General features: G+C 46.9%; 24 protein-coding genes. 6 read left to right on the forward strand and 18 right to left on the reverse strand.

Annotated elements, in window-relative coordinates; all coding sequences use genetic code 11:
• Positions 1-417 precede the first annotated feature (417 nt).
• Positions 418-963, forward strand: coding sequence for a gamma carbonic anhydrase family protein (locus tag FKN93_RS09735; protein WP_170905006.1), 546 nt, complete (start codon positions 418-420; stop codon positions 961-963).
• Positions 964-1014: 51 nt separating this feature from the next.
• Here the strand turns inward: FKN93_RS09735 and FKN93_RS09740 are convergent, their stop codons facing one another.
• From FKN93_RS09740 to FKN93_RS09755, 4 genes are read right to left on the reverse strand one after another with little or no spacing between them, the layout of a single operon-like run.
• Positions 1015-1284, reverse strand: a complete 270-nt coding sequence (locus FKN93_RS09740; protein ID WP_170905007.1) for a DUF1488 domain-containing protein — start codon at positions 1282-1284, stop codon at positions 1015-1017.
• On the reverse strand, positions 1281-2117 hold the full coding sequence (gene aroE / locus FKN93_RS09745; RefSeq protein WP_170905008.1) for a shikimate dehydrogenase: 837 nt from the start codon (positions 2115-2117) through the stop codon (positions 1281-1283). The genes FKN93_RS09740 and aroE overlap by 4 nt, the downstream gene beginning before the upstream one ends.
• 60 nt (positions 2118-2177) lie before the next feature.
• Positions 2178-3092: an oxygen-dependent coproporphyrinogen oxidase gene (gene hemF / locus FKN93_RS09750; protein WP_170905009.1), complete on the reverse strand. Its 915-nt coding sequence runs from the start codon at positions 3090-3092 to the stop codon at positions 2178-2180.
• A gap of 15 nt (positions 3093-3107) precedes the next feature.
• Complete coding sequence (locus FKN93_RS09755; protein WP_154170719.1) at positions 3108-3665, reverse strand: L-threonylcarbamoyladenylate synthase; 558 nt, start codon at positions 3663-3665, stop codon at positions 3108-3110.
• Between the two features lie 198 nt (positions 3666-3863).
• On the opposite strand from FKN93_RS09755, the gene purE reads away from it, so the two are divergent.
• A complete protein-coding gene (purE, locus tag FKN93_RS09760) occupies positions 3864-4349 on the forward strand; it encodes a 5-(carboxyamino)imidazole ribonucleotide mutase (protein WP_004397609.1) in 486 nt (161 codons plus the stop codon).
• Positions 4350-4353: 4 nt separating this feature from the next.
• Positions 4354-5472 carry a 5-(carboxyamino)imidazole ribonucleotide synthase gene (locus FKN93_RS09765; protein ID WP_170905010.1) on the forward strand — a complete coding sequence of 373 codons (1119 nt, stop codon included), beginning with the start codon at positions 4354-4356 and terminating at the stop codon, positions 5470-5472.
• A 73-nt stretch (positions 5473-5545) separates the two neighbouring features.
• Here FKN93_RS09765 and FKN93_RS09770 read toward each other — a convergent pair whose 3' ends face one another.
• From FKN93_RS09770 to glyQ, 3 genes are all read right to left on the reverse strand, one after another.
• Positions 5546-6814, reverse strand: coding sequence for a valine--pyruvate transaminase (locus tag FKN93_RS09770; RefSeq protein WP_170905011.1), 1269 nt, complete (start codon positions 6812-6814; stop codon positions 5546-5548).
• Positions 6815-7017: 203 nt separating this feature from the next.
• Positions 7018-9084, reverse strand: coding sequence for a glycine--tRNA ligase subunit beta (glyS, locus tag FKN93_RS09775; RefSeq protein ID WP_170905012.1), 2067 nt, complete (start codon positions 9082-9084; stop codon positions 7018-7020).
• A 1-nt stretch (position 9085) separates the two neighbouring features.
• A complete protein-coding gene (gene glyQ / locus FKN93_RS09780) occupies positions 9086-10003 on the reverse strand; it encodes a glycine--tRNA ligase subunit alpha (RefSeq protein WP_004397605.1) in 918 nt (305 codons plus the stop codon).
• A 416-nt stretch (positions 10004-10419) separates the two neighbouring features.
• Here glyQ and FKN93_RS09785 point away from each other — a divergent pair, with 416 nt between their 5' ends.
• Both FKN93_RS09785 and FKN93_RS09790 read left to right on the forward strand, forming a co-directional pair.
• Complete coding sequence (locus tag FKN93_RS09785) at positions 10420-10986, forward strand: TMEM165/GDT1 family protein (RefSeq protein ID WP_170905013.1); 567 nt, start codon at positions 10420-10422, stop codon at positions 10984-10986.
• A gap of 171 nt (positions 10987-11157) precedes the next feature.
• Complete coding sequence (locus FKN93_RS09790; RefSeq protein WP_040905811.1) at positions 11158-11418, forward strand: hypothetical protein; 261 nt, start codon at positions 11158-11160, stop codon at positions 11416-11418.
• A gap of 136 nt (positions 11419-11554) precedes the next feature.
• On the opposite strand, the gene tusA is transcribed toward FKN93_RS09790, so the two are convergent.
• The 7 genes from tusA to ilvG form a co-directional block, all read right to left on the reverse strand.
• Positions 11555-11803, reverse strand: a complete 249-nt coding sequence (gene tusA / locus FKN93_RS09795) for a sulfurtransferase TusA (RefSeq protein WP_040905808.1) — start codon at positions 11801-11803, stop codon at positions 11555-11557.
• Positions 11804-12342: 539 nt separating this feature from the next.
• Positions 12343-13323 carry an MDR family oxidoreductase gene (locus FKN93_RS09800; protein WP_170905014.1) on the reverse strand — a complete coding sequence of 327 codons (981 nt, stop codon included), beginning with the start codon at positions 13321-13323 and terminating at the stop codon, positions 12343-12345.
• Positions 13324-13659: 336 nt separating this feature from the next.
• On the reverse strand, positions 13660-15189 hold the full coding sequence (gene ilvA / locus FKN93_RS09805; RefSeq protein WP_158144527.1) for a threonine ammonia-lyase, biosynthetic: 1530 nt from the start codon (positions 15187-15189) through the stop codon (positions 13660-13662).
• 3 nt (positions 15190-15192) lie between these two features.
• Positions 15193-17034, reverse strand: a complete 1842-nt coding sequence (gene ilvD, locus FKN93_RS09810) for a dihydroxy-acid dehydratase (protein ID WP_158144526.1) — start codon at positions 17032-17034, stop codon at positions 15193-15195.
• 13 nt (positions 17035-17047) lie between these two features.
• A complete protein-coding gene (ilvE, locus tag FKN93_RS09815; RefSeq protein ID WP_004397593.1) occupies positions 17048-17989 on the reverse strand; it encodes a branched-chain-amino-acid transaminase in 942 nt (313 codons plus the stop codon).
• Between the two features lie 12 nt (positions 17990-18001).
• Entirely contained in the window at positions 18002-18286 is a 285-nt protein-coding gene (gene ilvM / locus FKN93_RS09820; protein WP_004397591.1) for an acetolactate synthase 2 small subunit, read from the reverse strand.
• The gene (gene ilvG, locus FKN93_RS09825) at positions 18286-19932 is read right to left on the reverse strand and encodes an acetolactate synthase 2 catalytic subunit (RefSeq protein ID WP_170905015.1); all 1647 of its coding nucleotides are present in this window, start codon (positions 19930-19932) and stop codon (positions 18286-18288) included. Before ilvG ends, ilvM begins: the two co-directional genes overlap by 1 nt.
• Before the next feature lie 503 nt (positions 19933-20435).
• On the opposite strand from ilvG, the gene FKN93_RS09830 reads away from it, so the two are divergent.
• Positions 20436-21959 (forward strand): YifB family Mg chelatase-like AAA ATPase, encoded by a 1524-nt coding sequence (locus FKN93_RS09830; RefSeq protein ID WP_154169663.1) that lies wholly within the window; start codon positions 20436-20438, stop codon positions 21957-21959.
• Positions 21960-22084: 125 nt separating this feature from the next.
• On the opposite strand, the gene FKN93_RS09835 is transcribed toward FKN93_RS09830, so the two are convergent.
• From FKN93_RS09835 to FKN93_RS09850, 4 genes are all read right to left on the reverse strand, one after another.
• Positions 22085-22684, reverse strand: coding sequence for a thiol:disulfide interchange protein DsbA/DsbL (locus tag FKN93_RS09835; RefSeq protein ID WP_154169665.1), 600 nt, complete (start codon positions 22682-22684; stop codon positions 22085-22087).
• Between the two features lie 33 nt (positions 22685-22717).
• Entirely contained in the window at positions 22718-23704 is a 987-nt protein-coding gene (locus FKN93_RS09840; protein WP_004397583.1) for a serine/threonine protein kinase, read from the reverse strand.
• Between the two features lie 99 nt (positions 23705-23803).
• Complete coding sequence (locus FKN93_RS09845; protein ID WP_004397581.1) at positions 23804-24073, reverse strand: YihD family protein; 270 nt, start codon at positions 24071-24073, stop codon at positions 23804-23806.
• A gap of 221 nt (positions 24074-24294) precedes the next feature.
• Positions 24295-24462, reverse strand: a complete 168-nt coding sequence (locus FKN93_RS09850; RefSeq protein ID WP_110168332.1) for a hypothetical protein — start codon at positions 24460-24462, stop codon at positions 24295-24297.
• Between the last annotated feature and the right edge of the window lie 103 nt (positions 24463-24565).

Raw genomic sequence — 24565 nt, forward strand, 5'->3', positions numbered from 1 at the left:
AAGCCCTATCAATTTGGTCACTCAGTTCATTGAAACCGAAGTGCTTATTGCTAAGCATTTTGATTATCATCAACGAGTGCCCACACAGATTGATTGGTTTAAATTGTTAAAGAGCTGGCTTGCGAATTTCTCGTTGAGCTTCGAAGCGGAGGTGAATTCTAGCGAATTAATTTGAAGAGTCAAACACTTTTTCAAATTTTCTTTTTAGAAGCTTTCCCTCAACTAACACTGCTTGAAGCCTTGCGGCGTCTGCCGTGTCAGTGAGGTCGCATTATAGGGAGCCTGATGAACTTGGCAAGTGCTTTTTTACTTTTTTTGTTATTTTTAGCTTAAAAGGCTAATTATTGCTCAGAAAAGCCATTTCTAGTACTATTCTTAGCTTGTTTACTGCAATTTAAGCCTGTTAAGGATGGTTTGATGAGTTCTATCCGAAGTTATAAAGGGGTATTACCGACGCTAAATGAACGTGTCTATATAGATAACAGTTCGGTTTTAGTCGGCGATATCACTATCGAGAGTGATTCCAGCATTTGGCCTTTAGTCGCGGCACGTGGTGACGTCAACCATATCCGTATTGGTGCACGCACCAATATACAAGATGGTAGCGTTTTACACGTCACCCATAAAAATAGCCACAATCCTAATGGTTATCCGTTGCTGATCGGTAATGATGTCACTATTGGCCATAAAGTCATGCTGCATGGCTGCACCATTCATGATCGAGTTCTGGTGGGGATGGGATCGATTATTCTTGATGGTGCCATCATTGAAAGTGAGGTAATGATAGGTGCGGGTAGCTTAGTGCCGCCCGGAAAAACCTTGGTCAGCAGCTATTTGTACGTCGGAAGTCCGGTGAAACAAGCCCGTAAGCTAACTGAAGCAGAGCGACAATTTTTACTGCAATCAGCGAGTAACTATGTACAAACTAAAAATGAGTACTTAGCTGAACCATCGCAACTCTAGCTACATCATTGTTCTAGGTCTATTGACCTTTCGAGCCCGCCCATGAGGTGTTTACGGTTTTAGCACCTCAATCATACCGGCTGAAGTGAAGCACTCTTCTTCAATTAGCTGCTCCGCTTGTTCTTCAATATCAAAGCGCCACTCACTAAACACCGTCAGTGCCTGCTGTGGGCTGGTAATCGTCACCCCAGACCAAGATTGCAGCTCAGATAGAGAAATAAAACAACGGATAAGCGCACCACTCTGCTGCGCGGAAAACTCAACCGCTTGCTGCTGCTCATTCCACTGTTGATCATCGGTAAATAAAATCGCTTGGTTCATACACCACCAGATAAGTTTTTTCTTAATTCACGTAGCACCTGCTTAGTCCCTGGGCGTAACCCTCGCCATAACATAAAGCTTTCTGCTGCTTGTGCGACTAACATGCCTAGCCCGTCATAAACTGAATGACATCCTTGTTCCTTAGCCCACTGATTAAACGCCGTTGGTTGCTTACTGTACATCATGTCGTAAGCAATGCTACGCGGGCTAAAAATGGTCTCAGATACCTGCGGTCGCTCTCCGTCCAAGCTGGCTGAGGTCGAGTTAATGACAAGATCAAACGGCGTATACCGTTGACTCATTGGTTGGGCGATCACGGCGCCATGAACAGAAAACTGCTGTGCAAGACCTTCCGCTTTGGATAATGTCCGGTTAGTAATCACAATAAGCTCCGGCTGTTGATCCAATAGCGGCTTGATAACGCCTCGAGCAGCCCCACCCGCACCAATTAATAAAATCTTCGCCCCAGCCAACGGGACTTGATGCTGCAGCAAGTCTTGAACCAAACCTTCTCCATCGGTATTATCACCGAGCACTTCTCCATCATCCAGTTTTTTCAGAGTGTTGACGGCACCAGCTAATTGCGCTCGCTCTGTTAAACGATCCGCCAGCTGAAAGGCCTGCTCTTTAAACGGTACGGTCACATTGCAACCTTTACCACCGTGGGCAAAAAATTCGTTGATCGCCTGCTCAAAACCATCAATCGCTGCCATCTGTGCCGTGTAGTTCATGCTTTGATTGGTTTGACGTGCAAACAAGCCATGAATAAAGGGCGATTTACTGTGCCCAATCGGATTGCCAAAGACGGCATAACGATCGTGTTGATATTCCATGTCATTAACCTAAATTAACCAAAGTATCTTTTCAGACCCTATCACTGCGTTGATTTTCTGTCACCAATCGCGTGGTACTAAAAATTCCGCCAATTTAGCCTCTGGGCTATTCGGCTCTGGCTGGTAATTGTATTCCCAGCGCACTAACGGTGGCATCGACATCAGTATTGACTCGGTACGCCCTCCAGTTTGTAGCCCAAATAGCGTCCCTCGGTCATAAACTAAGTTAAATTCCACGTATCGACCACGGCGATATAACTGAAATTGCCGCTGCGCTTCACCATAGGCCGTCTCTTTACGTCGCGCAACAATCGGTAAGTAAGCTTCAGTGTATCCTTTACCAACCGCTTGCATATAGGCAAAACACTCAGCAAATGGCCATTGGTTTAAGTCGTCGAAAAAGAGCCCACCGACACCGCGAGTCTCGTTACGGTGCGGTAAAAAGAAGTAATCATCACACCAAGCCTTATGTTCAGCATAAACCTGATCACCAAAAGAAGAACACAAGGTTCGCGCCGTCGTGTGCCATGCTTGCACATCCTCTAAAAATGGATAAAACGGCGTTAAATCAAAGCCTCCACCAAACCACCAAATGGGCGTTTCTCCCTCTTTTTCAGCAATAAAAAAGCGCACATTGGCATGAGAGGTGGGTACAAAAGGGTTATGCGGATGCATCACTAACGACACACCCATCGCTTCAAAGCGCCGACCAGCTAACTCCGGACGGTGAGCGGTGGCGGATGCTGGCATTTGTTGACCAGTAACATGAGAAAAATTAACGCCGCCTTGCTCAAATACCAAGCCGTCGGTCATTACTCGTGTTCGCCCACCGCCGCCTAAGCGTTCGCCCGGCTCACGATGCCAGATTTCTTCGACAAACTTGGCCTTGCCATCGGCCTGTTCTAATTGCTGGCAAATACTGTCTTGTAACTCAAGCAAAAACTGCTTTACCGCTTGCTTATCAATGTCTGGCATCGTCGATTTCCTTACTTAACCTTGTCTTAAAATTTGACCCGTTTTCGCGTCACGAATTTCACTCGGTTTATTTCTACCACCAGTTTCACCGCGTAAAATAGCTGGCAGGTGCTCACCCAGTTGCTGCTCAACTTGCTCAGTGGTCATACACGGCGGCAGCCCTGTTAAATTAGCACTGGTCGAGGTAAGCGGTTTACCGAACGCATTACATAACTGTTGTACTAGTGGATGATCGGTGACTCGCACCGCAATCGAGTCAAACTGACCGCTGACCCATGACGAGACTTTCTGACTAGCAGGCATCACCCATGTAACGGGTCCCGGCCAAGTCGCATGAATCGTTGCCAATTGTTCTGCGCTTAGTTGGCTTTCATCAATATACGGCAACAATTGCTGATAAGAGGCCGCAATCAAAATCAAGCCTTTTTCTACCGGTCGCTGTTTCAGCGTGAGTAGTTTTTCAATGGCTTGCGGGTTATCCGGATCGCATCCGACACCGAACACCCCTTCGGTTGGATAGGCAATAACATCACCATCACGTAATGCCTGTAAACAAAATTGAAAATTATCCACGATACCTTTCTCTTGTGACATTTAATCGACTCACTGAGTTTACAAATTCTGGCTGAAACAGGCTAAAGCTATTTAATGACAAATGGTATCTTTGGCAAAATAACCATGACGCAAACGTTTTCCTAAGAAAAAAATACTCGTATAATGCGCGCAAGTAACCCATTCACCCTAATGTGATGATGTTTGAAGGAGTTGGAAATGAAAGTGGCGATTATTATGGGTTCGAAATCCGATTGGCCAACCATGAAGCTAGCCGCAGAGATGTTGGAGCAATTTGGGATCGATTATGAAACCAAGGTGGTGTCTGCTCACCGAACTCCTCAACTACTGGCTGATTACGCTAGCAGCGCTCAGCAACGAGGTATTAAAGTTATCATCGCTGGCGCCGGCGGCGCGGCACATTTACCGGGCATGACGGCTGCCTTTACTAGCTTGCCTGTGCTTGGCGTGCCAGTACAATCAAAAGCCCTTAACGGGATGGACTCACTTCTCTCCATCGTGCAGATGCCAAAAGGCATTGCGGTAGGAACGCTGGCTATCGGTGAGGCGGGAGCCGCTAATGCTGGCTTATTAGCCGCACAAATCCTAGCCACACATGATCACCATATCATGGCGAAAATCGATGCCTTTCGTTTAGCGCAAACCGAAACCGTGCTCGCCAACCCTAATCCAGCAGAGGACTAATCACATGCAAGTTTTAGTCTTAGGGGCTGGCCAATTAGCCCGCATGATGGCGCTAGCAGGCACTCCGCTGAATATTGAGATCCATGCGTTTGATGTAACAACCGGTAATATCGTGCAGCCGATCACGGGGCAAGTCATCGGCCAAGAGCTGGCTCTGGCCATTGACCAAGCGGATGTGATTACCGCTGAATTTGAACATATTCCTGATGATATACTTGAGCAATGCGCGCAAAGTGGCAAGCTGTTACCGAACCAAACGGCCATCAAAGCTGGTGGCAATCGGCAGCGTGAAAAAGCATTACTTAAGCAAGCGGCTGTAAATAGTGCTCAATACGCCATCGTACAATCTCGTGACGATTTGCTCACTGCTATCGAAACCATTGGACTACCGATGGTTTTAAAAAGCGCGCTTGGTGGTTATGATGGCAAGGGGCAATGGCGTCTCAAACAAGCGCAAGATATTGATCACATTTGGCTTGAGCTACAAGACTGCTTAGCAAGCTCAGCGCAACAAACCATCATTGCCGAGCAATTTATCGCTTTTGATCGCGAAGTCTCGTTAATTGGCGCGAGAGGACAAGATGGCAGCATAGTGACCTATCCCCTGACGGAAAATGTGCATACCAATGGCGTGTTGAGTTTATCCACCTCGTTGGATGATCTCGCGCTACAACAACAAGCCGAAAGCATCTTTCGCGCGGTAGCTGAGCAATTAGATTATGTGGGTGTGCTGGCTTTAGAATTTTTTGATGTCAACGGGCAGCTGCTGGTCAATGAAATTGCTCCTCGAGTGCATAACTCCGGTCACTGGACACAACAAGGTGCCGAAACATGTCAATTTGAAAACCATTTGCGCGCCGTATGTGGTTTACCATTAGGTAGCACGCAACTGATCCGCCCGACAGCGATGATTAACGTCTTAGGCCTTGATAGCCTGCCGGACGCGTTGCTTGCTATGGAAGGGTGTCATGTCCATTGGTATGGCAAACAAAAACGCCCGGGGCGTAAAATGGGCCATATTAATATCAGTGCCGATTATAGCGGTGAACTGCAAAGACGCCTTGCGCGCCTTAGCCAGCTATTAGATAAAGAGAATTTTCCAGCGCTGCACAAACATGATTAAACGCTGACTCATCGCCTAAAACCACCCCAGCCACACATTAGGCTGGCGGTGGTGATAACAGTCCCTAACACCTTCAGCAGATCGATGACTGCTCAGCTTGCTGATAAGCCTTAGCGACTTCTTCGGCGATAATCTGAATACCTTTTTGCATTTCCTGATCATCTTGCACATAGTTCATCCGTAGACATTGATGAGCATGTGGCCAGTCTTCCTGTTGGCCAATAAAGAAATATTCACCAGGAACAACCAATACTCCTCGATCTTTAAGACGCTGATACAGCGCCATAGTGCTGATCGGCAATTCATCAAACCACAGCCATAGGAAAATCGCCCCTTCAGGTTTGTGGATCCGAAAGCGCGGGTCAGGTATCGCCTGCTGAAGTAACTTCACCGCGGTTTGTGATTTTTGTTGATAAAATGGGCGAATAACTTCATCACTCAAGCGCAGTAAATCCCCTCGCTCAATCATATGCTGAGCTATCGCGGGGCCAACACTGCCAGGGGCTAAACTAATAATGCCATTCATATTGGTTAAAGCTTGAGTCACCGTTTCATTGGCGATGACAATGCCGCAACGTACCCCCGGCAAACCGAGTTTAGATAAACTCATACACAAAATGGTATTGTCATTCCAAAACGGCTCAACCTGTTCAAAAATGATATTAGGAAATGGCACACCATAAGCATTATCAATAATCAACGGGATGCCATTATCCCGCGCTAACTGATCGAGCTTATGGATCTCATCTTCGGTCAAGACATTACCCGTCGGGTTGGTAGGACGAGAGGCGCAGATCGCCGCAATGGACGAATCAACCGTTAACTGGTTAAAGTCGACATGGTATTTGAATAACCCATCATCAAGCATTTCAATCTCGGGTCGATAAGAGATAAACAGATCGTCATCAATCCCTGCGTCGCCATAACCAATGTATTCCGGAGCCAACGGCAGTAAAACCTTCTTATGAGAGCCATCGGGCTGCTGACCGGCGAATAAGTTAAATAAATAGAAAAAACCACTTTGGCTACCATTGGTTAAGCTGATGTTTTTCTCACTAATTTCCCAGCCATAAGTCGTTTTTAGCAGCGCAGCGAGCGATTTAACGAAACGATCTTTCCCTTGCGGACCATCGTAATTACTCAGCGCAGCGATCAGCTCACCGTTGCTCAGCATCTCAGCGCTGGTTTGATGAAAATAGTCGATCATCGCTGGTATAGCGGCAGGATTTCCGCCACCGAGCATAATAGCTCCGGGGGTGCGCAGACCATCATTCAAATCATCCATTAATTGGGTAATACCGGAATACTGATTAAATTTTTCACCAAATTTTGAAAACTGCATTGCTGACTGCCTAATTCATAATTGTATTAACTTGCCTAAAGGAGCATAAAACGATGCCATGCTCATCGATCAATCCTTGAACATACCGCAATGCTTTTACCTATCAAAGTACTATTTTTGAACACCAGAGTATTCAGTTGAAAAAAAGCCCAACTCATTTGAGTTGGGCTTCAATCACAAACCGTATGGTTTATTGCTAATGATTACTTTTGTAACAGAGAAATGTCAGCAATTTGCAGGAATAAGTTACGCAAGTCGTTAAGCAAAGTTAAACGGTTTTGCTTTAGCGCTTCGTCGTCAGCCATCACCATCACATTATCAAAGAACGCATCAACGGGTTCACGTAGTGAGGCCAATTGACTCAGTGCTTGCTGATAATCACCTGACGCAAAGACTGGCTCAAGGGCTTCGCTCATCACGGCCACGTCTTGTGCCAAGGCTTTCTCTGCGGGTTCTTGCAATAACGCGAGATCAACCTCAGCAGGTAACTGACCAGCAAACTTCGCGAGAATATTCCCAACCCGCTTATTGGCTGCTGCCAACGCTTCTGCCGCTTCAAGTTCACGGAAGTGTGACACGGCTTTTACCCGCTGATCAAAATCAGCCGGCTTGGTTGGACGACGCGCCAACACCGCTTGAATAACATCAACACTAAAGCCTTCGTCTTGATACCAAGCGCGGAAGCGACCCAGCATGAATTCAATCACATCGTGTTCAACCGCTTCATTAGTCAAACGATCACCAAAGAGGGATTTCGCTTTCGCGACCAAATCCACTAAGTCAAGCTTGTAGCCGTATTCAACGATGATCCGCAGCACACCTAAAGAAGCGCGGCGCAAAGCAAAAGGATCAGAACCTTTTGGTGCTTGGCCAATCCCGAAAATGCCGACGATGGTATCCAGTTTATCTGCCATCGCTAGCGCAGAAGAAACCCCATCACTCGGCAACTGATCACCAGCAAAGCGCGGCATATACTGCTCGTTCATCGCCAATGCTACCGCTTCTGGCTCACCATCATGGCGAGCATAATGCATGCCCATCACACCTTGAGTGTCGGTAAACTCAAACACCATTGAGGTCATTAAATCACATTTAGCGAGCAAACCTGCACGTTTGGCTTGTGTAACGTCAGCGCCAATTTGCTCTGCAATATAACCGGCTAACTCTGTGATGCGGTCAGTCTTATCTTTAATTGTGCCCAATTTCTGCTGGAAAATCGCCGTTTCAAGCTGTGGCAAGCGATCAATTAGCTTGCTCTTGAGGTCGGTATTAAAGAAGAATTCAGCATCAGCCAGACGTGGACGTACCACCTTTTCGTTACCTTCGATAACGTGGCGTGGCTCTTTAGACTCAATGTTGGTCACAAAGATAAAGTTAGGTAATAATTGCTTATTGGCGTCATACACTGGGAAGTATTTTTGGTCACCTTTCATGGTGTACACCAAGGCTTCCGATGGTACATTGAGGAATTTCTCTTCAAATTTAGCCGTTAAAACCACCGGCCATTCCACTAACGCGGTAACCTCTTCCACTAAATCGTCATCGAGTTCTGCAATACCACCCACTTGTTGGGCCGCTTGCTGAGCACCAGCAATGATCGTCGCTTTACGCGTCTCGTAGTCGGCAATCACTTTACCGCGTTGCTCTAAAATGTCTGGATACTGCTGGGCGGAGTCGATGGTAAATTCTTTCTCACCCATAAAACGGTGACCACGAATGGTGCGTGCTGAAGCCACGCCTAAAATTTCGCCGTCGATCAACTCATCACCAAGCAGAATGGTCAAGGTTTTTACTGGACGAATAAATTGAGTCTCTTTATCGCCCCAGCGCATTGGCTTAGCGATAGGCAAGTTGGCCAATGCTTTGGCAGCCAGCTCAACGACAATCGCTTTCGCCGCTTGACCTTTCACTTCTTGTTTGAACAGCAACCACTCACCTTGCTCAGTTTTGAGGCGATCGGCTTGCTCAACGGTAATCCCATTACCACGCGCCCAACCTTGTGCTGCCTTCGTCGGGTTACCTTGTGCATCAAAAGCCACAGACACCGCAGGTCCACGTTTTTCTAGAACTTTATCCGCTTGCTTTTCGGCAAGATTAGCGACTTTCAGCGCCAAACGGCGCGGGGTCGCAAACCATTTTATGCCGTCATGAGTCAACTCTGCCGCGGCAAGTTCTGTACTAAAATTGGCGGCAAACGCTTCAGCTAAAGTGCGCAGCTGCTTTGGTGGTAACTCTTCTGTACCCAGTTCGATTAGAAATTCTTTGGCCATGTTATTTATCCTCACCCTTTTTACACATTGGGAAGCCTAGCGCTTCGCGAGAGGCGTAATACGCTTCAGCAACCGCTTTAGTGAGGTTGCGGATACGCAGGATATAACGTTGGCGCTCAGTCACCGAAATCGCCTTACGAGCGTCAAGCAGGTTAAATGCATGGCCCGCTTTTAAAATCCGCTCATAGGCCGGTAATGGTAATGGTTTTTCGAGTTCAAGCAGATACTGGCACTCTTTCTCACACTGATCGAAGAAGGTGAACAGAAAATCCACATCCGCGTGTTCAAAGTTGTAGGTTGACTGCTCTACTTCATTTTGATGGAAAATATCGCCATAGGTTACTTTACCTAATGGACCATCTGTCCAGACTAAATCATAAACAGAATCAACACCCTGAATATACATCGCCAGACGTTCAATACCGTAAGTGATTTCCCCGGTTACTGGTTTGCATTCAAGACCACCAACTTGTTGGAAGTAAGTAAACTGGGTCACTTCCATACCGTTAAGCCATACTTCCCAGCCTAATCCCCATGCGCCTAAGGTTGGGTTTTCCCAGTTATCTTCGACGAAACGAATATCGTGAACCAGCGGGTCAACACCCAATACCTCAAGTGATCCAAGATACAGCTCTTGAATATTATCCGGTGATGGTTTGATGATGACTTGAAATTGATAGTAGTGCTGTAGGCGGTTCGGGTTTTCACCATAACGACCGTCGGTTGGACGACGAGAAGGTTGAACATACGCCGTGGCGATAGGCTCTGGGCCGATAGCTCGCAGGCATGTCATTGGGTGAGAGGTGCCTGCACCAACTTCCATATCTAATGGTTGAACAATGGTACAGCCTTGTTGGGCCCAATAATCCTGCAGCGCGAGGATCATACCCTGAAAGGTTTTGATATCGTATTTTTGCATAGTCAGGTTCGCGCGATTCTTCTGTTTGAATTGATAAGAAATAGCGAACAAGTATACCGAGATATTCGCTCAGCGAGTAGGGGTAATCTTGCTTAATTAATGGTCAAAAATCCCTTTTAGGGCAATTTACACCATGGATTGTAGCAAATTATCCCAAAAATAAGCCTTGAGGTCATTTGAGACTTGAGATTTCTTAACAGCCTGATTAGAATTGCGCCGTCTTTGGGGAGTAGCTTGCCGGTAAGAGGGTTTAATCTTAACGGTTCGTTCGTCAACATGATTGGTGCCAAATCACCATGGCGTCCGAGGCTAAAATCATTTTAGCTGAGCAAGACCTTAGGCAAACAACGCGAACCGGGGTGGGGCGTGGCGTTTGTCTATGGTTATTATAATTATCCCGCCCCATTGAGCCTGTCGTGAGCGTATTAGCTATTTCAATTACTACCGTCGCCTTAGCTGAAATTGGCGATAAAACCCAACTGCTTTCTCTACTGTTAGCCAGTCGATACCGAAAACCGATTCCGATCATTGCGGCGATATTTCTCGCTACGCTAGCCAATCATGCCTTAGCGGCTTGGTTAGGCGTCGTCGTTGCCGATTATTTGTCGCCCGAGATATTAAAATGGGTCTTGGTGGTGAGCTTCTTAATCATGGCTGGCTGGGTGTTGATTCCCGATAAACTGGATGATGAAGAATCGATTTCTAATCGCGGGCCATTTGTCGCCAGTTTTATCGCCTTCTTTATTGCTGAAATTGGCGACAAAACCCAAATAGCCACTTCCATCTTAGGTGCCCAATATGCCGACGCCTTATTGTGGGTCATTTTAGGCACCACGATTGGTATGCTGTTGGCTAATGTCCCTGTCGTAGTGATCGGTAAATTATCGGCCAATAAACTACCACTAGCCCTGATCCGAAAAATCACCGCGATTTTATTTGTCGGCTTAGCGATTGGCGCAGCGCTATTTTATTTGTCGGCTTAGCGATTGGCGCAGCGCTATTTTAAGACCCAACAACCGAGCTTTTTCGATAAAAATTGTTAGCACTGGATCACGCTCTTGATGAAAAGCGATTAAGAGCGTGATGTTCGCCATATTTGTATCGCTATTGTCGTGCTAGGTTAAACCTATCGTGGTGCGGTAAGAGGGTTAATTATGCTGACACGCTATACAGGAATGACCGCCAAAAGTCAGAGCTACTTATTCACTTTTGGCTTTCTACTCACCTTATTAGGTATGACGTTAACCAATATGTGGCTGCCGATGGTCGCCGGAGCGATTATTATGGCTGCTCTGACTGTCGAAGCTTGGATCCGAGTCGCCTACATCATTCCAATGCATAACGAATTAAGGACTTTGCAGCAACAAGTCAATAAACTGCAAGCTGAAATCCGAGCGATTGAGTACCAAGAATAAACTTCATCCGCAATCAGCAGATATAATCAACATTCATGCTGGTTACTCTAGAGATGATAAGGTAAGGCGCATCATATTGCTGCCTTACTTTTATCGACTAAATTCCCATCCATCATCGTTGCCAAAGACTTCAAAACTAGACTAAACCTTTTTTGATCAAGTACTGGTAAGGCAACTGCTCGGTTTGCTGCGCCAACAGTTGATGATCCATAAAGCGGCAAAAACTGGGGATATCTCGAGTCGTGGAAGGATCATCCGCCATCACCAATAACACATCGCCAGCTTGCATGGTGCGAATGGTCTTTCGCACCATCATTACTGGTTCAGGGCAACGCAGTCCTTGCGCATCAAGGGAATGGGTCGCTAATGTTGAGTCAAATGTCATGCAAAAACCTAATCGAGTAGCAAAATAAGGCGTAGATAATACGGCTGGAGAAAAAACATTCAATAATCACTTGGCAAAATCAATCCTATCGACTAAATTTATTAACAGTTATTTAACCAACCATTAACACAAATCTCCGCTAATAACGCTTCAATTTTTCTTGGGCTTCCCCGCTGTATGGCGGGATTTTTTTTGCTATTTATCTAGGGTCTGTTTATCTTTCGAGCTGATTTTTGCAGCAGTTTGTGGCTTCTTTATACAAGGCAGAGGCTTTGAAATGTAGTTATTCTACCTGAGAAGCCGATAACGCCGTAGAAAGGAGCCACAAACGCTGCCCGAAGGGTTCGGCTAAAAGTGTTTTACTCTTTGTTGAGAGGTGTTTTGCCTAGAATAACTAGGCTACAAACCTCTCGCCGCGATTAAAACACTTTTATCTCGAACAAAATTTAACCGCGAAAGATAAACAGACCCTAAGCGCAACACCAAGACACAACAAATCGCTCAGCGTCTTAGTTTTGATTAATCACGGCTATCTTCTATTAGAGTTTAATCACTACTCGGCCAGTCACTTGGCCTTGCGTAATCGCCTGTGCAAATTCAGGCACCTGCTCAAGAGTGATCTCGTGGCACGCTTGCGCAAAATAACTGGCAGGCAAATATTGCGAGAGACTGTGCCATGCTGCGACACGTTTTTCTGGTGGGCAAGAGACGGAATCGACGCCTTGCAAGCGTACATTACGTAAAATAAATGGCATCACTGTCGTCGGTAAATCAAAGCCACCCGCTAAACCACACGCCGCAACGGTGCTATTGTAATCCATTTGCGCTAACACTTTGGCTAATACTTTGCTGCCTACGGTATCAATCGCCCCAGCCCAAAGCTGCTTTTCCAGAGGACGAGCGGGCTCTTCAAACTCAACCCGATCAATAATTCGACTGGCACCGAGTTTTTCGAGTAGTGGGCCATTTTGTTCAACACGACCAGTGACCGCCGCAACTTTATAACCTAGATTAGCTAATAGTGTTACTGCAACAGAACCAACACCGCCACTGGCACCAGTAACGAGGATTTCACCTTGTTCAGGTTTAATGCCTGCATCTAACAGAGCTTGAACACAGAGCATAGCGGTAAAGCCCGCAGTGCCAATCATCATTGCTTGTTTACTGTCCAACCCAGAAGCTAACGGCACGAGCCAATCGGCTTGCAAACGAGCCTTTTGTGCCATACCGCCCCAATGATTTTCACCCACGCCCCATCCGGTTAACACCACTTGGTCACCGCTTTGGTAGCGAGCATCCTTAGACTCAATAACCGTACCCGCTAGATCAATCCCTGGAACCATAGGGAAATCACGAATAATTTTACCTTTGCCAGTAATCGCCAACCCGTCTTTATAATTGAGTGAAGAGTAGTTCACTGCGACCAAAACTTCGCCATCAGGCAATTGAGTATCATCGAGTGATTCGATGGTCGCGGTTGTGGCTTTTTCTTGTTGGTTGAGGATTAGCGCTTTAAACATTCGGATCTCCTTGCTGATAATTAACAATGTAGACGTGGTGCCATAATCTATGAACTCACCATAACGACAATAAAAACATGAGCTTCAATTCAAATAGCCACAGTATACGTAAACCTCGGCAGTAATGATTGGGTGCATAGTTAGATTACCGATACCATGATCACAAAGCTATACCCAAACGACTTGAAGTTGCAGGTAGGCGGTAAGTGAGTGAATCCCCATGAGTATAGGCAAATGATGTGATTGGGGGCCAACACCGCTGCAGATTCAAGTAGGAAGGGGATAATCGACAAAAAAATGCCAGTCATTGGACTGGCATGCTGAACTTTAACTCAGTTAAGATAGAAAAAAATGATACGCGGAATTATTGGTTTCATCTTTATATTGATAACCCAGCTCATAAAGATGAGCAGAAAAACGCGCTAAGTCGCTCTCTTCCAGTTCAAAGCCACACAGTACCCGACCATAATCCGCGCCATGATTGCGATAATTAAACAAGCTAATATTCCAATGGGTACCTAAGGTACTCAAAAATTTGAGTAATGCACCTGGGTATTCTGGAAACTCAAAGCTGTACAAGCGCTCTTTGAGCGGCTTCGAAGGTTTACCACCGATCATGTAACGCACATGCAGCTTAGCCATTTCATCGTCAGACAGATCAACCACCGGATAACCGCCCTGACGCAAATCATGGATAATATGCTGCAGCTCCTCTTGACCGCCTAACAAACGTACGCCAACAAAGATATTAGCCAGTTTGTCATCGTTATAGCGATAGTTGAACTCGGTGACCGCACGGCCGCCAATGATATGGCAAAACTCAAAAAATGCGCCTTGGCGTTCAGGTATCGTCACCGCCAAAAGTCCTTCACGCTTTTCACCCAACTCACAACGTTCAGAAACATAACGTAAACCATGAAAGTTAGTATTGGCACCCGATAACACCGTACCAAGCTGCTTATCCACTAACTGGTGCTGTTCAGCAAACTTCTTCAATCCAGCTAAGGCTAAAGCTCCTGAAGGCTCGGCAATCGCGCGCGTGTCTTCGAAGATATCTTTAACCGCCGAGCAGATTTCATCACTTGATACCGTAATGTGGCCATCAATGTATTGCTGGCATAAACGGAAGGTTTCATCACCAATCCGCTTCACCGCCACACCATCGGCAAACATGCTGACTTGGTCAAGTACTACAGGTTGACCGGCATCTAAAGCGGCTTTTAAACACGCTGAATCTTCTGGCTCGACGGCAATCACTTGAATATCGGGCATCAACTGCTTGATGAGTACCGCCACTCCTGCGGCTAACCCACCCCCACCCACCGGCAGGAAAATATAATCGAGATGACCGTTTTGCTGCAGCATCTCCATACCAATCGTTCCTTGACCTGCAATCACCAGTGGGTGATCAAAAGGCGGCACAAAAGTATAGCCATGCTGAGCGGCTAATCGTTCCGCTTCTGCTTTCGCTTCATCAAAGTTATTGCCATGCAAAATCACCACGCCACCAAAGCCACGAACGGCTTCGACTTTAATATCTGGGGTGGTTTTGGGCATCACGATCGTGGTTTTAATGCCTAATTTAGTCCCAGATAACGCCATACCCTGCGCATGGTTACCCGCGGAGGCAGCAATTACCCCAGCGTGTTTTTGCGCATCGGATAAGCTCGATACCATATTATAAGCACCGCGCAATTTAAATGAGTGCACGGGCTGACGGTCTTCTCGTTTTAACTGCACACGGTTTTGAATACGCGCCGATAGGCGCGGCATTGCTTGTAGTGGCGTCACTAACGCCACATCATAGACCGGTGCACGCAAAATTTGCCGTAAATACTCCGCGCCCGTTTGCTTACTGGCACTCATCCGCTAGCCCTCGAGTTTCGATTTATCTCGCACCGCGCCTTTATCGGCACTGGTCGCCATACTCGCGTAAGCCTTGAGCGCTAAAGAGACTTCACGCTGGCGATTCACGGGCTTCCAGCCACGCTTATCTTGCTCAGCTCGGCGTTCAGCCAGCTCCGCTTCTGAAACCTGCAAGCTAATCGAACGATTCGGAATATCAATCGCAATCATATCACCGGTATTGACCAAACCAATCGTGCCACCATTAGCGGCTTCAGGAGAGACATGGCCAATCGACAAGCCAGAAGTACCACCGGAAAAGCGGCCATCGGTCAATAACGCACAAGCCTTACCAAGCCCCATCGATTTAAGATAGGTGGTTGGATAAAGCATCTCTTGCATGCCTGGGCCACCTTTCGGACCTTCGTAGCGAATCACTACCACATCACCAGCTTTAACTTGGCCACCTAAAATACCTTCTACGGCAGTATCTTGGCTTTCAAACACAATCGCCGGACCAGTAAAGGTTAGATTGTCTTCATCGACACCCGCGGTTTTCACAATACAACCGTCAAAGGCAATGTTGCCACGAAGCACCGCCAAACCACCATCTTGACTAAAAGCATGGGCTTTACTGCGAATGCAGCCTGAGGTGCGATCATCGTCTAATCGATCCCAGCGACAAGATTGTGAAAATGCTTTGGTGGTACGAATGCCAGCAGGACCGGCACGAAAGAAATCGAGCACCGCTTGATCGTCAGTTTGCATGATGTCGTATTGCGCTAATTGCTGCTGCAAGGTCATCCCCAATACGGTATGGGTTTGGTTATTGATCAATCCTGCGCGATCCAATTCGCCCAAAATCGCCATGACGCCTCCGGCACGATGGACATCTTCCATGTGATATTTCTGGGTCGACGGTGCCACTTTACAGAGATGCGGCACTTGGCGTGACATGCGGTCAATATCCGTCATATCAAAATCAATCTCACCCTCTTGCGCCGCCGCTAAGAGGTGTAAAACCGTATTGGTAGAACCGCCCATAGCAATATCCAGCGCCATGGCATTTTCAAACGCCGCTTTATTAGCAATATTACGTGGCAACGCCGAGTGATCGTCTTGCTCGTAGTAACGCTTGGTCAGTTCGACAATCCGCTTGCCCGCATTGATAAATAACGCTTCGCGATCAGCATGAGTCGCCAGCATCGAACCATTTCCAGGCTGGGAAAGTCCCAACGCTTCGGTTAAACAGTTCATGGAGTTAGCGGTAAACATGCCTGAACAAGAGCCGCAAGTTGGACAAGCCGAGCGCTCAATTTGCTGGCTTTGCTCATCAGAGACGGTCGGGTCTGCCCCTTGAATCATCGCATCGACCAAATCAAGCTTGATAATTTGATCGGACAATTTGGTTTTGCCCGCTTCCATCGGGCCGCCAGAGACAAAAATCACCGGAATATTTAAGCGCAGCGCCGCCATCATCATTCCCGGGGTGATTTTGTCACAGTTCGAGATACAGACCATGGCATCAGCACAGTGCGCATTAACCATGTACTCGACAGAGTCTGCAATCAGCTCACGTGATGGCAGTGAATACAACATGCCGCCATGACCCATGGCGATACCATCATCCACCGCGATGGTATTAAATTCTTTGGCGATACCGCCGGCTTTTTCAATTTCACCTGCCACCAATTGCCCCATGTCTTTAAGATGCACATGGCCCGGTACAAACTGGGTAAACGAGTTGACCACCGCAATGATCGGCTTTCCAAAATCTTCTTCTTTAACTCCGGTCGCACGCCATAATGCGCGAGCGCCCGCCATATTACGACCATGAGTAGTGGTTGCTGAACGATACTTTGGCATTATCGGTTATCCCCTATGACTGCTTCTCTGAGTACACATAATCCAACCAACCCCATTTATCTTCTGTGGTACCGTTGAATAAGCCAAAGTACGCCTCTTGCATCACTTTAGTGATTGGTCCGCGTTTACCTTCACCTACCGTAATTTGATCGACACTGCGTACTGGCACAATTTCCGCTGCCGTTCCGGTCATGAAAATTTCATCCGCCAAATACAGCGCCTCACGGGCAATATTCACTTCACGCACTTCGTAGCCCATGTCTTTGGCAAGGGTCATGATCGAATCGCGGGTAATGCCAGGCAAAATGGAGCTGGTCGTTGGCGGAGTCAGCAGTACGCCATTTTTGATCACAAAGATATTTTCGCCTGCACCTTCAGATAAATAGCCATCCACGCTTAAGGCAATACCTTCGGCATAGCCATGACGACGCGCTTCACCGCCAACAAGCAAAGAGGATAAGTAGTTACCACCCGCTTTAGCAGCGGTTGGAATGGTATTCGGCGCAGCGCGATGCCAACTAGAAACCATCGCATCGACGCCATTTTCTAGAGCTTCATCGCCTAAATAAGCACCCCAAGGGAAAGCTGCGATGATCAATTCCATTTCCGTATTCACTGGTGGACAAACGCCAAGTCCGACATTGCCCACAAAACCCAACGGGCGAATGTAAGCCGAATCAAGCTTATTAATCCGCAAGGTTTCGCGCGTTGCTTCCATGATTTCGTCAATCGTATAGGGAATTGGAAAGCGATAAATTTTTGCCGAATCTTTCAGACGCTGAGCATGCTCGCGATGACGGAAAACGATTGGGCCTTTTGGTGTGTTATAGCAACGCACGCCTTCAAATACCGAGGTACCGTAATGCATTGCATGGGTCAGGACATGAACATTAGCGTTTGCCCATGGCACCATTTCACCGTTAAACCAAATGTAATCTGCTGTTTTTGTTGCCATTGCTTGCCTTCCTTATGCACAAATCTTTTGTTGTAAATTGTTGTTAGGGAGTTCGTCGAGGTTTAAAGGGGTAACGTCGACACTACGAATATCCCATAATTTTTCAATTTGGTTAACCAAAGTGCTGATCGGCCGATCGCTATCGACAATAATTTCAACACTGGCGACCTGACTAATATGGTTTTGGGTTGCCGCCACTTGTCTGATAGTAAAGCCGCGATGACGCACTACCCGCAGAACACGCTCTAATAGGACCGGTTTATCATCGGCTTTGATGTCTAATAAATATCTTTCCATTAGGTGTTCTCCAACATATCACTATTTGAGGCGCCGGGTGGTACCAACGGCCAAACATTTTCTTCTTCATCGATCAAAACATGCAATAAGTAAGCGGTTTTACTGGCCAGCATCTCTTGCAATGCCGGTTCCACTTGCTCTTTTTTGGTGATGGTCTTACCTGGGATACCGAAGGCTTGGGCCAGCATCACGAAGTCTGGGTTGTCATCCAAAATCGTTTCACTATGACGACCATCAAAAAACAGCGATTGCCATTGACGGACCATGCCTAAACGTTGGTTATCGAGTAACACCATTTTCACTGGGATTTGACGCCGCTTGAGCGTGCCGAGCTCCTGAACATTCATCATGAAAGAGCCATCACCAGAGATCAGAATAGATTGGTCGTCTGGACGAGCCACCGCTGCACCCATTGACGCGGGTAGTCCAAAACCCATCGTGCCAAGGCCAGCCGAAGTAATGAAGTTTTGTGGCGCTCGGGGCTGAATATGCTGCGCTGCCCACATTTGATGCTGACCGACATCGGTGGAAACCATCGCACTATCAGGCATCATATCGGAGAGTTGCTTCAGTAGCAGTGGCGCAAAAATCATCTCGCCGGGATGGTCATAACGCCAAGTAAAATCACAGCGTAAACTTTCACTGTAATCAGCCCATGATGAAATATCATGGTTTAACTCCAGTTGTGGAAGAATACGATTAATATCGCCACGCAAAGCCGCATTGGCTCGGCGCAATTTATTAAATTCAGCGGCATCAATATCGATATGAATGACTTTCGCATGCGGTGCAAAAGTATCTAGCTTGCCGGTGACTCGGTCATCAAAACGCGCGCCAACCACAATCAATAAATCACTCTCTTGAACAACTAAGTTGGCGGCTTTGGTACCATGCATACCCAACATACCCAGATAATGCGGGTCATGCCGTTCTATCGTACCGAGCCCTTTTAAGGTACTCACTGAAGGCATAGGATTTAAACGCAAGAACTCACGCACTGTCGCTGTGGCTTTCGCCAATTGCACGCCACCACCCACATACAACACTGGACGCTGACTGGCCGACAATAGCTGCTGCGCTGCTTGCAATTGCTCTGGGCAAACTTCCGGCATCGCTGGTGGTGTGAACACAGGAAACTCTGAACTTGGCGCTTGGGCTAACTGAACATCTTTCGCGATATCAACGATAACCGGACCTGGACGACCGGTTTTCGCTACCTCAAACGCTTCAGCCAGTGTCGCAGCCAATTCACCAATATCGGTCACCAGATAGCTGTGCTTGGTACAAGAGAGCGACATCCCTATCACATCCATCTCTTGGAAAGCGTCGGTACCTATGTGTGAGCTTGCGACTTGACCTGTGATCGCTACTAGAGGAACCGAATCCAGAAATGCATCCGCAAGGCCAGTGACTAAATTGGTCGCTCCAGGTCCCGAGGTTGCCATACAGACCGCCACGCTTTGGGTTGAGCGAGCCATACCAATCGCCGCCATCGCCGCCCCTTGCTCATGGCGACAAAGGATATGCTCCACGCCACCATCATACAGCGCATCATAAATAGGCATGATGGCACCACCAGGGTAACCAAAAACGGTTTTGATGCCCTGTTGCTGTAAGGCGGCAACGACAAGTTGTGCTCCCGTCATTGTACCCCTCCTAAAGCGCGCGTTGCGCCGTTAACATTGTTGTGTTTGCACTTCATGTGCCGCTCCCATTCTTCCTGTCCATATCTGGTTGGATAATCACCGATCAGATTGCACGATGTCGTTAGATAGTTGAAAAAAAACCCCCGAACTTCTCAGTGCGGGGGTCTTTTTAAATTTGTGTGTTATTTTGCGCCCACAAGCCCCCGCGCCGTCATAATAATGACCACGATCAGCAGGTTAATTAGTGCGTTAATGCGAGCGTTAAAATTCATAATAATCGTTCTATATGTTGCCGTACTGAGTACGTAATTGTTTGCAGTTCTAGTGGTAACACACATATCTGTTACATGACAAGCAAAAACTGATTATTTTTTCACACTCTCTTAAGCTTATTTGTGCGTCTTCTATCGAAATATCACCATTTTTATCCTCAGAACGCTGATTCTTCGCACGTTTTTCAGGCACATTGCCAGTAGAAGTCAACCTAACGATAAAGGGAAAAAATGGGCCTTGCGATTATTCATAGCCGAGCCAGTATTGGCGTCCAAGCACCAGAAGTCACTGTCGAAGTACACATCAGTAACGGCATGCCCGGCTTCACCTTAGTCGGCCTCCCCGAAACCACGGTGAAAGAATCCAAAGACCGAGTGCGCAGTGCGATCATTAACTCACGCTTCGAGTTTCCCGCTAAACGAATTACCGTTAACTTAGCACCTGCCGATCTCCCCAAGGAGGGAGGCCGGTTTGATTTACCCATCGCTCTGGGGATTTTAGCTGCGTCTGAACAAATACCTCACACTCATTTAGCCGCTTATGAGTTTATTGGTGAGCTGGCATTGTCGGGAGAAATCAGGCGCGTTAAGGGGGTTTTGCCCGCGGCATTGGCAGCGAATCATGCTCAACGCAGTTTGGTCGTACCGCAAGATAACGGCGATCAAGCGGCGTTAGTCGGTGAAAGCAACCATAAATCCGCACAAAACCTGTTAGAAGTTTGCGCGGATTTATGTGGTCAAAAAAACTTAACGCTCTTTCAAAGCGAACCGATTGTACAACCACCCGATCACTCTCGAGATCTACAAGATATTATTGGTCAACAACAAGGAAAACGAGCACTGGAAATTGCCGCAGCAGGGAATCATAACTTGCTATTTCTTGGCCCTCCGGGGACCGGGAAAACCATGCTCGCATCACGGCTGTGTGATTTACTACCAGAAATGAGCGAAGAGGAAGCGATGGAAACCGCCTCTGTCGCCTCGCTGACCCAGCAGGAGATCAATCAATACAACTGGAAACGTCGTCCTTTTCGGTCACCACACCACTCAAGCTCGATGGCAGCCTTAGTTGGCGGCGGTACGATTCCACGGCCAGGAGAAATCTCATTAGCCCATAACGGCCTATTGTTTCTCGACGAAATGCCTGAATTTGAACGAAAAGTGCTTGATTCACTCCGCGAGCCTCTTGAATCAGGAGAGATTATTATTTCACGCGCCCAAGGTAAAACTCGCTTTCCGGCACGCTTTCAACTGGTGGGCGCACTCAATCCTAGCCCTACTGGCTATTATGAGGGCAACCAAGCAAGGGTTAACCCGCAAGTGATCCTGCGCTATTTAAGTCGACTTTCTGGCCCTTTGCTAGACCGATTTGATATGTCGATTGAAATTCCTGCGCTACCAAAAGGGACGTTATCTCAAGGCGGTGATCGAGGAGAAACAACGGAGGTGGTACGGCAACGAGTACAGATCGCGCGCGAACGAATGCTGGCGCGCAGTGGTAAGGTTAACGGGCTGCTGCAAAGTCGTGAGATTGATATTTTTTGCCCATTAGCTCGCTCGGATGCAGAGTTCTTAGAAGCGGCATTGCATCGCTTAGGCTTATCCGTCCGCGCTTATCACCGGATCATTAAAGTGGCACGGACTATCGCAGATTTAGAAGGCGTAGCCGATATTCAGCGGTCACATCTGGCGGAAGCGCTCGGCTATCGAGCAATGGATAGGCTACTCAAACAATTGGTTGCGCAGGCTGTTTGACCATGACTCAATAATCGGAAAATAGGGCTAAATGACACCGTTGGGTTGTGTATAAAAAAATCATGCATGGCTCTTCAGCAATGCATGATTCGCTTGACCAACGACAATGTGAAATGCCTGAAAAATTACTGCGTTAACAAAAAGTTGACTAGCTCAAAATACTCATCAACGGTTTTGATACCCTGAGCTTGCACTAGGTAACGGTTGTTCACCACCACCGCAGGTACGCCAGTTAAACCGCTATCTTGGAACTGTTTATCAAAACGACGCACCATCGAATCGACCGCAAAACCATTGAACGCAGCATCAAACTTTGCTCCGTCGATACCTTCATCGGTGAATATTTGACGTAACTCTTGATCGTTTTTCGGTGCTTTACGTTGATTATGAATACGATTAAACATCACTGGTAACATTTGCTCTTCAACGTTTAAAGCCAGCATCGTCGCGTACGCTTTACTCATTGATTTGCCCATATTACCGCCCATGAAGGAGACGTGATTTTTTTGTAATCGGACCTCTGCTGGCAACTGCTCTTTAAGCTGTTTAATGATCGGCTCAAACGAGTAGCAATGCGGGCAGTAAAACGAAAAGTATTCGCTGACACTAGGCTGGCTAGCCTTGGGTAAATCAAGCACTTTGTAGTGCACTCCCTCTTTAAACTGAGCGGCATGAGCCGAAAGGCTTAAGATTAGGGTTGCAACCAGTGCAAACAGCTTTTTCATGATTAAACTCCATTATTCCTTTGATGAGGCAAGTTACCAATTTGGCATCAGTGATAGAGAAGGTTCTTCTAAGGCAGATAACTGCTCTTTAAACGCAAGCACTTGACCTTCCCAATATTTTGGATCATTGAACCATGGGAAAGCGAGTGGAAACGCCGGATCATGCCAGCGTTTAGCCAACCAGGCCATATAATGCACCATGCGTAGACCGCGCAATGGCTCAATAAGTTTCAATTGCTGGGGATTAAAATCACAAAACTCTTGATAACCTTCCAGCAAAATATCCAACTGAACAAGCTTATCCTGCCGATCGCCACTGAGCAGCATCCATAAATCTTGCACCGCAGGTCCATTACGCGCGTCATCTAAATCGACAAACATTGGCCCATCTCGCCATAAAATATTGCCGGGATGGCAATCACCATGCAGGCGAATAGGGCTCTGTGTGGGTTGCCAATATTGTTCGATACGCTCTATTAACAAATTGAGATCATTAAAAAAAGCATTTTGTAAATGTGATGGAATAAACGAAGCTTGTTCTAAGACCCGTTTCGGTTGATATAAATACTCTTCTAAACCTAAGCTCGGGCGATGAATAAAGGTTTTACTGCCCCCTATTTTATGGATTCGCCCTAAAAAACGCCCCACCCACTCTAGCTGCTGCGGATTATCCACTTCAAACTGGCGTCCTCCCATGCTAGTAAACAGCGCAAAATAGTAACCTTGATAGTAATGTAAGCTGTTGCCATTGATCACTAAAGGGGGCGCTAATGGGATTTCTGCCGCGGCGAGTTCTAAAGCGAAATCGTGCTCCTCTTGGATTTGCTGCTCTGTCCAACGTTGTGGTCGATAGAACTTAACGACAAAACGTCGACTCTCTTCGTCAGTAAATTGATAGACTCGGTTTTCATAGCTATTGAGGGCTAAAAAACCTGATTCAGCACGCACGCCGATGCTTTCTAGTGCGTACCAAATTAAATCCGGTGTCAGTGCATCGAAATGAAAAGTCGCTTGCGTCATTGCATAAAGGAGATCATTACTGAGCCCCTTGCCATAGTGAGATCGTGTCAATCAGCTTATACCCAGGAAGAACCAAGGCATCGTTCGCTAATCCTTCGTTTATTCAGGCAAGATACCACGCGCACGTAAGATCGCCGTTTTAAAATCATCTTCGTAGTCTTTTTTAAGGCCTGGGATCACTTCATCTTTACTGCTATTACGCATTTTCAAATGATAAATCAGTACATCATCGGTTAACTCACTCAGATTACCTTGGTAACCAGCCTCTTGAGCTAATAATCCAATAAACTGGACCAAATTCAACTCAGACTGCTTGTGCCATTCTGGCTCTAATAAGGCTAATAACTCTTCAACACGATGGCATTTCATGCTCGTCTCCATATGGTTATGATGGTTTTTCACTAAAGGTAGCAAATTGCCTTCTGGCAAACAATCCAAAGGGGAAGGGTAAGCGAGTTAATCGGAGAGATAGCACCATCGGCGCAAGGTCAGTAGCCATGATGCCATCGATGAAAAAAACCGTGGCGAGCGACAAAAAAGGGAGAGCAACAGACAAAAAAAAGCGCAGAAAATAAGCTGCGCTTTTTAACTTAAGCGGCCTGGACCACTTTTGTTTCATTCGATGCGATAAACGCACGTTGTTCGACAAGAGTCGGTGCAGACGCGATTTTTTTTGCAACCAATGCAGTAGTAAAACCACTACGACGGCGCATTGCACTACGGTTAGTGTGCGAAAACCTGACAGCTGTTGGGCGCATTAACTTACCTAACGGTCAGGCATATCCATTGCCAATGGTATAGCCTAAATAATTATGAGTTAATCTTTATCCAATGATGGCTAAAAAGTGGCTCATTCTGGCA

The sequence above is a fragment of the Vibrio sp. A8-1 genome, assembly GCF_013048685.1.
Taxonomy (GTDB): Bacteria; Pseudomonadota; Gammaproteobacteria; order Enterobacterales; family Vibrionaceae; genus Vibrio; species Vibrio metschnikovii.